Source organism: Phenylobacterium sp. (assembly GCF_041919955.1).
Classification (GTDB): domain Bacteria; phylum Pseudomonadota; class Alphaproteobacteria; order Caulobacterales; family Caulobacteraceae; genus Phenylobacterium.
This window is the reverse complement of record NZ_JAYRSU010000005.1, coordinates 1-13436: the sequence shown is the minus strand read 5'-3', so window position 1 is coordinate 13436 and position 13436 is coordinate 1. Positions and strand designations below refer to the sequence as shown.

General features: G+C 69.8%; 8 protein-coding genes. 6 read left to right on the top strand and 2 right to left on the bottom strand.

Features of this window, described 5'->3' with window-relative positions; translation table 11 throughout:
- The first annotated feature begins 12 nt into the window (after positions 1-12).
- From ACE3T2_RS05895 to ACE3T2_RS05870, 6 genes are all read left to right on the top strand, one after another.
- A complete protein-coding gene (locus ACE3T2_RS05895) occupies positions 13-1218 on the top strand; it encodes an alpha-hydroxy acid oxidase (protein ID WP_374655685.1) in 1206 nt (401 codons plus the stop codon).
- Positions 1215-2660, top strand: coding sequence for an aldehyde dehydrogenase (locus tag ACE3T2_RS05890; protein ID WP_374655683.1), 1446 nt, complete (start codon positions 1215-1217; stop codon positions 2658-2660). Before ACE3T2_RS05895 ends, ACE3T2_RS05890 begins: the two co-directional genes overlap by 4 nt.
- A gap of 60 nt (positions 2661-2720) precedes the next feature.
- Entirely contained in the window at positions 2721-3218 is a 498-nt protein-coding gene (locus tag ACE3T2_RS05885) for a MarR family winged helix-turn-helix transcriptional regulator (protein ID WP_374655681.1), read from the top strand.
- A 19-nt stretch (positions 3219-3237) separates the two neighbouring features.
- On the top strand, positions 3238-4956 hold the full coding sequence (locus tag ACE3T2_RS05880; protein WP_374655679.1) for a thiamine pyrophosphate-requiring protein: 1719 nt from the start codon (positions 3238-3240) through the stop codon (positions 4954-4956).
- Between the two features lie 142 nt (positions 4957-5098).
- On the top strand, positions 5099-5923 hold the full coding sequence (locus tag ACE3T2_RS05875) for a nuclear transport factor 2 family protein (RefSeq protein ID WP_374655677.1): 825 nt from the start codon (positions 5099-5101) through the stop codon (positions 5921-5923).
- A gap of 59 nt (positions 5924-5982) precedes the next feature.
- A complete protein-coding gene (locus ACE3T2_RS05870; RefSeq protein WP_374655675.1) occupies positions 5983-7977 on the top strand; it encodes a TonB-dependent receptor in 1995 nt (664 codons plus the stop codon).
- Positions 7978-8040: 63 nt separating this feature from the next.
- Here the strand turns inward: ACE3T2_RS05870 and ACE3T2_RS05865 are convergent, their stop codons facing one another.
- Together ACE3T2_RS05865 and ACE3T2_RS05860 are read right to left on the bottom strand one after the other, a co-directional pair.
- Positions 8041-11022, bottom strand: a complete 2982-nt coding sequence (locus tag ACE3T2_RS05865) for an amidohydrolase family protein (RefSeq protein ID WP_374655673.1) — start codon at positions 11020-11022, stop codon at positions 8041-8043.
- Between the two features lie 90 nt (positions 11023-11112).
- Positions 11113-13341, bottom strand: coding sequence for a TonB-dependent receptor (locus ACE3T2_RS05860; RefSeq protein ID WP_374655671.1), 2229 nt, complete (start codon positions 13339-13341; stop codon positions 11113-11115).
- Positions 13342-13436: the final 95 nt, after the last annotated feature.

Here is a 13436-nt window from a genome sequence, read left to right as displayed (position 1 = left end):
ACCATTCCGGGCATGACTGGGCTCCACACGATCGAGGCGATGAGGGACGCGGCGCGGCGACGCCTGCCGCGTTTCGCCTTCGACTTCGTCGATGGGGGCTCGGGCGCCGAAAGCGCCCTGGCGCGCAATTGCGCGGCGTTCGAGGCGGTTCGGCTGCTGCCGCGGGTGCTGACCGGGGCGGTGGCGCGCGACCCTTCGCTGGAGCTGTTCGGCGCGAAGTACGCCCTGCCGTTCGGGGTGGCGCCCATCGGCCTGGCCAACCTGGCCGGTTCTGGAACAGACCTGGGCCTGGCCCAGGCGGCGCTCGATGCAGGCGCGCCCTATACGCTGTCGACGGCGGCGACGACCTCCATCGAGACCATCGCGAGGACCGCGCCGGGCGCCTGGTTCCAGCTCTATGTCGGCGCCGACCACGCCATCGTCGAGGACCTGATCGACCGCGCCGAGGCCGCCGGGTTCAAGACCCTGATCGTCACGGTCGACGTTCCGGCGCCGGGTAAGCGGGTGCGCGACCTGGTCAACGGCTTCTCGTTGCCGCTGCGGCCGACCCCGGCCATGGCGCTGGACCTGCTGGCCCACCCCGGGTGGGCGCTGGACCTGGCGGCGAACGGCGCGCCGCGGTTCGCCAATCTGGAAGCCTATGGCGGCAAGGGCGCCGGCGCGCAGTCGCTGGCCAAGCTGATGGCCGGGCAGAGTTCGGCGCGGCTGGACTGGGCGCTGCTGGCCGACATTCGCCGCCGCTGGAAGGGCGCGCTGGTGGTCAAGGGCGTGCTGCATCCGCAGGACGCCGCGCGACTGGCCGAACTGGGCGCGGACGGGGTGGTGGTGTCGAACCACGGCGGGCGCCAGCTCGACTCCGCCCCGGCCCCGATCGAGGCTTTGCCGGCGGTGCGCGCGGCGGTGGGACCGAGGCTGCCGGTGCTGCTCGACGGCGGCGTGCGCCGGGGCGAGGACATCGCCCGCGCCGTCGCGCTCGGCGCCGACATGGTGCTGTTGGGCCGTCCGTTCCTCTATGCGGCGGCCGCGCGCGGCGCGCGCCGCGGCGGCGGCGAGCTGTTCGCGATCCTGGCCGACGAACTGGACCGCGCCATGACCCAACTGGGCGCCTCGACCCTGGCCGAGCTGCGCCAGGTCGAGGTTTTCGCGCCCACGACCTTCAACGCCGCGCCCGCGCGGCCGGACTTGCGTGCAGTAGAGAGCAGGAGAACCGCGCCATGAACGTGGACATGCTGGTGGGCGGCGAGCGCGTCGGCGCCCGTGACGGCGGACTGTTCGAGCGCAAGGACCCGGTCAGCGGCGAGCTGGCGACCCGCGCCGCGGCCGGCAAGGCCGCCGACGCGATCGCCGCCGCCGACGCCGCCGCCGCGGCCTTCAAGGGCTGGGCCTCGATCGGCCCGACCGCGCGCCGCACCCTGCTGCTCAAGGCGGCCGACAACGTCGAGGCCATGCAGGACGAATTCGCCGCACGCATGGCCGGGGAGATCGGCGCGACCCGCGCCTGGGCCAATTTCAACGTCATGCTGGCGGCGCGGATGTTGCGCGAGGCCGCGGCCATGACCACCCAGATCAGCGGCGAGGTGATCCCCTCGGACAAGCCGAACTGCATCGCCATGGCCACGCGCCAGCCGGCCGGCGTGGTGCTGGGCATCGCCCCCTGGAACGCGCCGGTGATCCTGGGCGTGCGCGCCCTGGCCATGCCGCTGGCCTGCGGCAACACCGTGATCCTGAAGGCTTCCGAGATCTGCCCGGCGACCCACGCCCTGATCGGCGAGGCGCTGGCCGGCGCGGGCCTGCCGGCCGGCGTGGTCAACGTGGTCACCAACGCCCCGGCCGACGCAGCCGAGGTGGTGGCCGCCCTGGTCGCCCATCCGGCTGTGCGCCGGGTCAATTTCACGGGCTCGACCAAGGTCGGCAAGATCATCGCCCAGCTGGGGGCGCAGCACCTGAAGCCGGTGCTGCTGGAACTGGGCGGCAAGGCGCCCTGCATCATCCTGGACGACGCCGACCTGGACGCCGCCGTCGCCGGCGCGGCCTTCGGCGCCTTCATGAACCAGGGGCAGATCTGCATGTCGACCGAGCGGGTCATCGTGCACGAGAAGATCGCCGACGCCTTCGTTGCGAAGTTCGCCGCCAAGGCCGCGACCCTGACTGCCGCCGACCCGCGTACGGGCGGCAAGCTCGGCTCGCTGGTCGGCCGCGAGGCGGTGGACCGCGCCCTGGCGCTGATGGAAGACGCGGTCGCCAAGGGCGCCAAGGTCGTGGCCGGCGGCCAGGCCGACGGCGTGCTGATGAACGCCACGGTGCTGGACGGGGTGACCCCGGCCATGACCGTCTATTCCGAGGAATCCTTCGGCCCGCTGGTCAGCGTGATCCGGGTGAAAGACGACGAGGAGGCCCTCGCGGTGGCCAACGACACCGAGTACGGCCTGTCGGCGGCGGTGTTCGGGCGCGACATCGCCCGGGCGCTGAATGTCGCCAATCGGATCGAGTCCGGCATCTGCCATATCAACGGCCCGACCGTGCACGACGAAGCCCAGATGCCCTTCGGCGGCGTGAAGTCCAGCGGCTATGGCCGGTTCGGCGGTAAGGCTGCGATCAACGAATTCACTGATCTTCGTTGGATCACCATCGAAAATGGTGAGCAACACTACCCAATCTAGCGAATCCCGCCACGGACCGTCCCGGGGCTGGGATGGTCCGAAGCTCGTCAGGGGACGAACATGGCGAAGAAGAGCTCGAAGTCGGAAAAAGTCAGCACGCAGGAAGCAGTAAATTTGGGACCTCTAAAGGGATATATCGGCTTCCAGCTGCGCCGGGCGCAGGACGTCTCGTTCCAGGCGTTCGCCAAGCGCGTGGGGGAAAACGACCTCAGCCCGGGTCGTTTCGCGATCCTCTCGGTGATCAACGAGAACCCGGGGATCAACCAGACGGCGCTGAGCTATGCGACCGGCCGCGACAAGTCGACCCTGACGCCGGCCCTGAAGGACCTGGAGAAGCGGGGCTTCGTCTCGCGCGAACGCTCCAGCGTCGACCGGCGCGCCTATACGCTCAACCTCACCGACCTGGGGCGCAAGCACCTGCGCGAACTGACCGTTCACGCCGAGGCCCACGACCGCGCCCTGGACGCCATCGTGGGCGAATTCCACAAGCCGCTTTTCATCCATCTGCTCGAGCAGATCGTCGAAGGCTTGGGACCACAGAACAACGACGACAAGTAGATCGAGAAGCGACGGATAAATGTACACTGCAAGCACGGCCTTGCTCGATGCGATGCAAGAGGCCGGGGTCTCCTATATTTTCGCGAACCTGGGCAGCGACCACCCCGCCTTCGTCGAGGCGGTGGCCAGGGCCCAGGCCGAAGGCCGGCCGATCCCCAAGATGATCACCTGCCCGAACGAGATGGTGGCCCTGACCGCTGCGCAGGGCCATGCCCAGGTCTCGGGCGTGGCGCAGGCCGTGGTCGTGCACGTCGAATGCGGCACCCAGGCCATGGCCGGGGCGGTGCACAACGTCGCCAAGGGCCGGGTGCCGGTGCTGATCTTCGCGGGGCTCTCGCCGTTCACCCAGGAGGGTGAGATGCGCGGCAGCCGCAACGAGTTCATCCAGTGGATCCAGGACGTCTATGACCAGCGCGGCATCGTCCGCGAGTACATGAAGTACAACAACGAGTTCCGGACCGGCGCCAACGTCAAGCAACTGGTCCACCGCTCTCTGCAGTTCGCCTATTCCGACCCCAAGGGCCCGGTCTACCTGGTCGGGGCGCGCGAGGTGATGGAGGAGGAGGTCGAGCCGGTCGCGCTGGACCTCGATCGCTGGAAGCCGATCGCGCCGCTGGCCCTGCCCGAGGGTGCGGCCAGGCAGATCGTCGACGCCCTGGCCGGCGCCAAGCGGCCGCTGGTGGTGACCTCTTTCGTCGGCCGCAACCCGGCGGCGGTGCAGCCGCTGATCGACCTGTGCGAAGCGCTCGGCGTGGGGGTGCTGGAGTCGGTGCCCAACGCCATGAACTACCCGCACGACAACGCGCTCTACCTGGGCAACCAGTGGAACCAGCCGTTCCAGAACCCGCACCTGGCCGAGGCCGACGTGGTGCTGGTGATCGACAGCGACGTGCCGTGGATCCCGACGGTCTCCAAACCGTCCGAAAGCGCGAAGATTTTCCACATCGACGTCGACCCCCTGAAGGAGTCGATCCCGCTCTGGTACATCAAGGCCCACGCCAGCTATCAGGCGGACGCGGCCACCGCCCTGGCCCAGCTGAACGCCTATGCGGCGACGCTGGGCGAGATCGCCGGAACGGCCGAGCGCAAGGCCCACTACGGCGCGGCCCACGCCGCGCGCGCAGCCGCCCTGGCGGCGGCCGAGGTCAAGCCGGAGGGGACCATCACCTCGGAATACCTGGTCGCCTGCGTGCGCAAGGCGGTCGGCGCCGACGCCATCGTGCTGAACGAGGGCATCACCAACTATCCGGCGATCTGCGACCACATCGCACCGACCAAGCCCGGCCACTTCTTCAACAGCGGCGGCGGGTCGCTGGGCTGGAACGGCGGGGCGGCGATCGGCGCCAAGATGGCCGCGCCGGACAAGACCGTCGTCGCCCTGACCGGTGACGGGTCCTACATGTTCACCGTGCCCTCGACCGTCCACTGGATGGCGATGCGCTACGAGACGCCGTTCCTGCAGGTGGTGTTCAACAACCGCGGCTGGAAGGCGCCGAAATATTCGGCCCTGGCGGTCCATCCGGACGGCTTCGCCAGCCGGGCGGAAGACCTGAACGTGGCCTTCGACCCGCCGCCCGACTATTCGGCCATCGCCGCGGCCGCGGGCGGGGCCTACGCCCGCCAGGTCAAGGACCCGGACGAACTGGAGGCGGCGATCGCCGAAGCCCTGCGCATGGTGCGCGAAGAGAAGCGATCGGCCGTGCTGGACGTCTGGCTGAGCCACTTGAAAGACAGCTAATCCCCGAAAGGGGGCGGCGCCTCTGGCCTGGCGGCTCATCCCGCCAGGCCCTGAAGACAAGAGACCCCGCCCTCGGAAAATCCGGTTGCGGGGGTCAGGGCGCCAAAATAGATTGATATCAAACTATTTGGGGAGTCGAGGCATGCGAAACACCGGACATATCATCAAGGCGGCGCTCGGCGGGCTGGCGGTTTCCGCCGCCGTCCTGGCCATGGCCGCGCCCGCGGCGGCGCAGAACACCGCGGCGCTGGAGAAGCGCATCGCCGCCCTCGAGGCCCGGGTCCAGACCCAGGAAGACATCGAGGCGATCAACAAGCTGACCCGCGCCTACGGCTACTACATCGACAAGCAGGTCTGGTCGGAAGTGACACCGCTGTTCTCGGACGACGCGGTCGTCGAGATCTCGGGCCGTGGCGTCTACAAGGGCAGGAAGGGCGTCGAGACGCTGTTCCAGAAGGTGATCGGGCGCAACCACGAGGGCCTGATGGACGGTTCGCTGTCCAACCACATGGTGCTGCAGGGCATCGTCAACGTCGATCCAGGCGGCAAGACCGCCAGCGGCCGCTGGCGCGCCTTCATCCAGATCGGCATCTACCAGAAGGCGGCCCTGTGGGCCGAGGGCCCGTACGAGATCACCTATGTGAAGGAGAACGGCGTCTGGAAGTTCAAGACCATGCACTGGTTCGGCACCTACTTCACGCCGTTCGACCAGGGTTGGGCCAAGATGTCGTTCGGCAACAACGGCCCGAGCAAGGACTTCCCGCCCGACGCGCCGCCGTCGATCAAGTACGACGCCTTCCCCGGCCACTTCGTGCCGCCCTTCCACTATCCGAACCCGGTCACCGGCCGGCCGTGGACGATGGAAGACAGCCGCAAGTACTCGACCGAGGGCATGGACCCGAGCGCGGCGGCCAATGCGCCATCGGCCAACTCGCCACTAGCGGCCCCGGCCGCGCCGAGACAATAAGACTGCCCGGCGCGCTCCCAAGCGGGCGCGCCGGTTCTTCGTTCGCCCAGCGAGTCGCCATGCCCGTCGATGCTCCGCCGCCCGTCGCCCCCGTCGTCGTGGAGGCGCCCCGGCTGCCGCCGCTCGCCGGCGAGGCGGCCTTTTCCGTCCAGACCTTCGATGGGGCCGAGTTGGTCCAGAGCCTGCGCCTCGACGAGGCGCTGAAGCGCTCGCCCGGGGTCTCGCTGTTCCGCCGCACCGGCAGCGACGCGGCCAATCCGACCATCCAGGGCCTGTCGCTGCGGGCCATTGCGCCCTCCGGCGCGGGCCGGGCGCTGGTGACCTTGGACGGCGCGCCGCAGAACGATCCGTTCGGCGGCTGGGTGATCTGGTCGTCCCTGCCGGGAGAGGGGTTGGACGGTGCGGCGGTGATCCGCGGGGCCGGCGCAGGCCCCTATGGCGCAGGCGCCCTGACCGGCGTCGTCGCGCTGCGCGAGGCCGGCGCGCGAGACGGGCTGACCGCCCTGTCGCTGTCGGCGGCCGAGCGGGGCGGCTATCGCGCCGCTGCGGCGTCCGGGGGCGAAAATCTGCTGGTCACGGCGTCGGCCTCGACCACCGATGGCTACACGCCCGTGCGCGGCGCAAAGGCCGGGGCGGCCGACGCGCCGACCACGCTGGAGGACGCCTCGTTCGCGGCGCGGCTGCAGGGCGAGCGGGAGGGCGTGGAGTGGGCCGTGCGCCTGGGCGCCTTCGAGGAGCGCCGCGGGGCCGGGTTGGTCGGGGCGCGCTCGATCGCCAGCGGCGGCTCGCTGACCCTGACCGCGGCCAAGGCCCCGCAGGATGGGACGAGCGGCTGGCGCGTCCAGGCCTGGCTGCGCTCAAGCGACCTGAAGAATTCGTCGGTGGCGGTGGGCGCGGGCCGGGCCTTCACTACCCCGGCCAACGACCAGTACGCGACCCCGGCGCTCGGCTACGGCCTCAACGCCGCCTGGCAGGCGCGCGCGGGCCTGTGGTCCTGGGAACTGGGCGCCGACGTGCGGGCCGCCGAGGGCGAGGTGCGCGAGCGCTTCCGCTACATGAATGGCGGCTTCACCCGCGGCCGCGTGGCCGGGGGCAAGACCCTGGTCGGCGGCGTTTATGCCGAGGCCGCCTATGCCGGCGAGAACACGATCCTGACAGGCGGGGCGCGGGTCGACGGCTGGCGCTCCACCGACGCGATCCGGCGAGAGCGCGACCTGGCGAACGGCGCCCTGGTGCTGGACCAGAAGCCGGCCGACAATTCGGGCGCGACCCCGACCGCGCGGTTCGGCGTCAAGCAGCGGCTGGTCGGCGAGACCTGGCTGCGCGGGGCGGCCTATGCCGGGTTCCGGCCGCCGACGCTCAACGAACTGCACCGCCCGTTCCGGGTGGGCAACGACGTGACCGAGGCCAACAGCGGGCTGAAGCCCGAGACGCTCTACGGCGTCGAGGCGGCGGTGGCCGGCGAGGGCGCGGTGCGCTGGTCGCTGGGCGCCTTCTACAACCGGCTGGAAGACCCGATCACCAATGTCACGGTCGGCTTCGGGCCGGGAACTTTCCCCACCGCCGGCTTCATTCCGGCCGGCGGCGTGCTGCGCCAGCGGCGCAATGCCGGGCAGATCGAGGCCTGGGGTCTGGAGGGCGACGTCGCCGCCGACATGGCGCCCACCTGGAGCGTCCAGGCCGCATTCTCCGCCGCCAAGGCCGAGGTGGACGGCGGCGCATCGGCTGCGCAGCTGACCGGCAAGCGCCCGGCCCAGACGCCGGAGCTGACGGTGACCGCCGGGACGACCTGGCGCGCCACCGACAAGCTGACCCTGGCCGCCGACCTACGCTACGAGGGCGCGCGGTTCGAGGACGACCTCAACACCCGCAAGCTCGCCGCGGCCTGGGCCGTGGACCTGCGCGCGGCCTGGAAGCTGTCGCGCTTCAGCGAGGTCTATCTCGCCGCCGACAACGTGCTGGACGAGAACATCGAGGTCGGGGAGACGGCGGACGGCGTCGAGAGCTATGCCGCGCCGCGGACGCTGCGCGTGGGTTTCACGCTGCGGCGCTGATTTCACGCCGGTCATCCCGGCGAAGGCCGGGATGACCGGGGAATAGGGTTGCAAACTCCGCTGCTACCGCCCGAACGGCGCGAGCAGCTCCTCAACGTCGTAGAGCTTCCCGGCCTTCATCACCTTGCGCACGCGGATGAGGTCGGCGATCGACTTGGACGGATCGCCTTCCACGAACACCAGGTCGGCCAGCTTGCCCGGCTCGATGCTGCCGAGATCGGCGTCGACGCCCTGCGCCCGCGCCGGGACCAGGGTCGCGGCCTGCAGGGTCTCGAACGGCGTGAAGCCGTAGGTTTGCAGCGACATCATGTTCACGAACAGGCTGAGCGCGGGGTGGTCGAGCGGCGCGTCGGTGCCGATCATCACGCTCCCGCCCGCGCGCTTGATGCGCAGCAGGTCGCGAACGGTCAGGCGCGAGCCCTGCTCGTCCGGCGGCAGGAAGAAGTTGCAGGGACCGGACTTGTCGGCGCAGGCGATGGTGGTCTTCAGGCTGGCCATCTCCCACGGCGGATAGAAGGCCCGCACCCGGGGATCATCGAGGATGTTCGGCAGGTCCAGCAGCGACAGCTTGGACGAGAAATTGGTGGTGGTGAGCTCCATGCCCGAGCGCGCAAGACCGTCCAACGTGTCGCCATAGACGTCTCCGCGGAACAGGTGCGGGAAGACGAAGCCCCAGCGGGTCGGGCCGCCGAAGTGCTCGGCCCCGTCCACCCCGTGGGCGACGCCCGGGAAGATGAAGTGCGAGGTGGTCGAGACGCCCATCGCCTTGTGGCCGAAGTCCGCGACCTCGATCTGCCAGTCGGACGGGAAGCGCATGTAGGTCTTGATCAGGTCGTATTCGAGGTCCTTGGCGCGGGAGAGCTCGATGGCGAGCTGGTCCTTGCTCTCGACGGGACGCGAGAAAGCCCACATCAAGCGTGAGCCCTCGAGCATCTCGCCGGTGGTGAAGAGGCGCGGGCCGATGCGCGCGCCCGAGGCCAGCGACTCGCGGTCCTCGATGGCGCGATAGACCGGGTCGCCCGGCGAGCGGGTCGAGGTGACGCCGAAGGCCAGCCACATCCGGCCCTGGCGGTCGCCCAGCAGCTTGGAGCGCATCTGCTGGTGATTGTGCATCTCGAAGAGGCCGGGGGTGACGGTCAGGCCCGAGGCGTCGACGACGGCGACGCCGGCATGGGCGGCGTCCGAGTGCGGAGCAATGGAGGCGATGCGGTTGTTCTCGACCAGGATGTCGACGTCGCGGCGGACGGCCTCGTGCGCGCCGTCCCACAGCGCGCCGGCATGGACCAGCGTGCGGCCGCGGGCGACGTCCTGAGTCCAGGTGAGGCCCGTGGGCACGGTGCGGGGCGTCGCGCCCTCGATGTCGGTCAGGCGAAGCTGGCCGTTGTGCAGGTAGAGCAGCGTACGGGAATCGGCCGCCCACGAGGGAGCGTCGCTGGCCTCGCGGGTGAGCTGGCGCGCCGGGCCGCTGGGCGCGCCGTCCGCCGACACCGGCAGGACCCAGAGCGTTCCGCCCATGCTGAAGGCCATCCAGCGGCCGTCCGGCGACCAAAGCGGGCCGTCGTCGCCGCGGGTGGAGATCGAACGGAACGCCGCCGGGTCGTGCCAGGCTTGGCGGCCGCTGGCGACGTCGACGGCCAGGATGCGGTTACGGCGCTGGTTGACGGCGGCGACCGCGACGGTCCTGCCGTCCGCCGACCAACTGGGGCGGCTGGGGCTGTCGCTGGCGGGGATGAGCGCACGGCTCTCGCCGCTCGCCAGGTCGAGGATACGGGTTTCGCCGGTGTCGGTCTGGTAGGCCAGGCGCGCGCCGTCGCGCGACCAGGCGGGCGAGAGCTGGGCGCCGTCGCCCGATCCGACCTGCCGCGTCTGGCCGCTGGCGAGGTCCATCACGAAGAGCCGCGTGGTCCCGGCCTTGTCCGACGCGTAGGCGATCTGGCGCCCGTCCGGCGACCAGGCCGGATCGGATTCGTAGAAGGCGTCGCTCGTCAGCTTGCGGGCGGTTCCGCCGATCGGCAGCAGCCAGAGGTCGTTCAGCGCCTTGAAGACGACCTGCCTGCCGTCCGGCGACAGGGCCGGGGCGGAAATCCCCTTCACCGGCCGCGGGGTGGTTCCGTCGAAGTCGTAGGCTTTGCGCGTGTAGCCGCCGCGCTTCATGTCGAAGCGGGCGCTGAAGGCGATCTCGGCCGGCGCTGCGCCAGATTGGCCGATCGTGCGGATCTTGCCGTTGGCGGTGTAGAGCAGCCGTCCGTCCGCCAGCCAGGTCGGGGCGAAGGAGAAGGCGTTGTCGAGGTCGCCGACGCGGCGGGCGTTTCCGGCGAGGTCGGTGACCATCAGCCGGCCGGTCTGGGCGCCGAAGCCGACATAGGCGATCTGCTCGCCGTCCGGCGACCAGGAGGGGCCGGTCGGCCGGCGTGCGGCATCGGCCGGCAGGGGCAGCGTCTCGACAGCGCCGGTGGCCAGGGTCACGACCTTCAGCGGGCCGTAGGCCTGGACGAAGGCGATCTTCATCCCGTCCGGCGACCAAGACGGCTCCTGGGCCATGGCGCCCTTGGTCGCCTGGGTCATGGCGCCGCTGGCGATGTCGAGGATCCAGAGGTCGTCGGCGCCGCCGCGGTCGGAGACGAAGGCGATCTTCTTCCCGTCCGGGGACCAGGCCGGGTGCATGGCGTCATACGGACCGTCGGTCAGCTGGCGGCGGCGCTTGCCGTCCGGGCTCAGCGTCCAGACCCGCCACATGCCGCCGGTATAGGCCTGGACCGCCACCTGCGATCCATCCGGCGACCATCGCGGGCGCATGGCCTCGAAGGTGTCCTCAGTCAGCCGGGTCGCCTTGCCGCCCTTGACCGGCACGTTCCAGAGCATGCCCTGCAGGTCCATCACCAGCCGGTCGCCGCGCGGCGACATGGCGGCCGAGAAGTCCGAGCCCTCGGAGGTCTCCAGCACGACGGTGCGGGCCGGCCGCACCTGCGGCGCTGCGGCCAGGGCGGGCGCGGCGAAGGCTGTGGCGAGGGCGAGGACGGCGGCGGCGGTGCGCAGGCGGAGCATGGTTCGACCCTGGAGTTCTGGTGCAAACGAAAAGGCCCGAGAGCGCCGTTCGGCGTTCCCGGGCCTCGAAGCTACGGCGGGCGGGGACCCTTAGTAGCGGTAGGTGGCCGTGACCCCGACCGTGCGCGGACGCACGGTGACGCCGCGGTAGTTGAAGGTGGTCAGGTTGTCCCGATAACGACCGTACTGGGGATGGTCGTTGGTCAGGTTGGTCCCGAAGATCGAGATATCGAAGCCTTTCAGCTTCACACCTGCGCGCAGGTCGAGGTTGGTCGATTCCGGCATCCGCGGGATGGTCGGGTCGGTCGCCGCCGAGGCCAGGTCCAGCGCCTTGTCGTTGTGGCTGGCGTACTGGTAGTCGAGGCGGGCGTAGGCGTCCTGGTCGAGCACGACGAAGTCGTACTGGGCCGAGAAGGCGACGGTCCACGGCGCGACGTTCAGCGGTTCGCCCTTGGAGCGCACGACCTTGCCGCCGGCGCCGGTGGTCGCGGTGGTGTAGCGGGCGTTGGTGTAGCCGACGTTCAGGCCCACGGTCAGGCCGTCGGCGACCACGGCGTTGACCGCCAGGTCGAAGCCTTCGCTGCGCGCTTCGCCGAGGTTGGCCGAGGTCGGCACGTTGCAGGTCGGCAGGGTGAAGCCCGACTGGATGTCCTTCCAGTCGATTCGGTAGATGCTGCCGTCCATCTGGACGCGGCCGTCGAACATCCGCTTCTTGGCGCCGACTTCATAGCTCCAGACGTAGTCGGGACGAATCTCGCGCTTGCCGAGCGGGATGCCGAGGGCCGCGAGGTCCGGGCCGCAGCGGGTGCCGGGGTCGCCGGTGGTGCCGCCCTGGCGATACCCCTTGGCCGCCGAGAAGTAGTACATGTTCTCGTCGTCGGCCTGATAGGTGACGCCGAACTTCGGGGTGACGGGCTTGTCGCTCTGGCTGGAGGTCGAGGTCGTGCCGGTGGTGGACATGACCGGACCGGCGCTGAAGCTGTTGTCGCTGTACTTGTTGCTGGCCACGCGCAGGCCGGCGGTCAGCTTCAGCTTCTCGGTGACCTTGAAGTCGAACTGGCCGAAGGCCGACAGCTCTTCCTGGGTCATGTCGCCCAGGCTGATCAGGACGTAGCGGTCCTGGATCAGCGGAATGCCGCCGAAGAAGGGCAGTTGCTCGATCCGCGTCCAGCCGCAGCAGGCGCCGAAGCCGTTGGCGATGATGCGGTTCATCTGCGGGTTGTCGACGATGTACTTCGAGCTCTGGAAGCTCTTCTGGTAGAAGACGCCGGCGGTCCAGTTCAGGCGCGAGTCAGGCTCGTTGCTCTGCAGGCGGATTTCCTGGGTGAACACCCGCTGCTTGTCATGCAGGTAGCCGGGCGCCGCGATGTCCGACAGGGCGGCCGGCGGGACGACGGTGCTGACGCCGCCCAGCGAGGCCATGTCCAGGGTGGTCGAGTCGAACACGTTCTCGTTCTTGCGGAAATAGAACGAGCTGTTCGAGATCAGCATGACCGGGCCCAGGTCCCACTCGGCCTTGACCGCGCCCAGCGAGAAGCGGTCCTCGCTCGGGGTGTGGACCGGGTTGCCGTTCTTGAACTTGGTGTCGTCGGGATTCGAGAAGTACTCCCAGTAGACCGACGAGTCGTTGGTCTTCACGTCCTGGACGTAGACCGACGGGGTGATCGTCAGGTTCTCGGTCGCCAGCCACTTGAGGGCCACGCGCGCGGTGTAGGAGTCCGAATAGTTGGCGTTGCGGTCGAGGACGGCTCCGGTGTTCCAGTTGATGCGATCGACGAAGCCGCCGTCGCGGCGGGCCGAAACGCTGGCGCGGAAGCCGAGCTTGTCCTGGACGATCGGGCCCCCCACGGCGACGCCGCCCTCGAAGCTCGGATCGCCGCTCTGGGTGAATGCCATCTCGGTGCGGGCGTAGACCTTGTAGGAGTCCAGGCTCGGGTCCGGGGTGATGAAGCGGATGGTGCCGCCTTCCGACCCGACGCCGAACAGGGTGCCCTGCGGGCCCCGCAGGATTTCCACGCGGGCCAGGTCGAAGATCTTCGGATAGGCGTTGCTGGCGCTGTAGGGGTTGCCCGGGCGCTGCTGGATCGGGGTGTCGTCTATATAGACGCCGACCGTGGCGGTGCCGGAGCCCGACGAGATGCCGCGGATCGACAGGCTGCTGCCCGAAGCGTTGCCCCGCGCGCCGCGCGAGAAGGTCACGCCGGGCGTGACGCGAGCCACGTCCTGGAAGTTGCGGATGCTCTGCTTGTCGAGCTTTTCCTGGGTGTAGGCGGCGACGCTGAGCGGATGGCCTGACCCGATTGGGTGATCCGGGTTCAATGTTAGTGCATGGCTGGCTCTGAGGCCATGGTTGGGGTGGGCGAGCGCGCGCCCTCAACAGCTGGCGCGCTCGCCCATGGCACGATGGTTCCACC

Excerpts from the sequence above, each read along its gene's own strand:
- ACE3T2_RS05895 (WP_374655685.1), top strand. The coding sequence starts at position 13 with ATGACTGGGCTCCACACGATCGAGGCGATGAGGGACGCGGCGCGGCGA.
- ACE3T2_RS05890 (WP_374655683.1), top strand. The coding sequence starts at position 1,215 with ATGAACGTGGACATGCTGGTGGGCGGCGAGCGCGTCGGCGCCCGTGAC.
- ACE3T2_RS05885 (WP_374655681.1), top strand. The coding sequence starts at position 2,721 with ATGGCGAAGAAGAGCTCGAAGTCGGAAAAAGTCAGCACGCAGGAAGCA.
- ACE3T2_RS05880 (WP_374655679.1), top strand. The coding sequence starts at position 3,238 with ATGTACACTGCAAGCACGGCCTTGCTCGATGCGATGCAAGAGGCCGGG.
- ACE3T2_RS05875 (WP_374655677.1), top strand. The coding sequence starts at position 5,099 with ATGCGAAACACCGGACATATCATCAAGGCGGCGCTCGGCGGGCTGGCG.
- ACE3T2_RS05870 (WP_374655675.1), top strand. The coding sequence starts at position 5,983 with ATGCCCGTCGATGCTCCGCCGCCCGTCGCCCCCGTCGTCGTGGAGGCG.
- ACE3T2_RS05865 (WP_374655673.1), bottom strand. The coding sequence starts at position 11,022 with ATGCTCCGCCTGCGCACCGCCGCCGCCGTCCTCGCCCTCGCCACAGCC.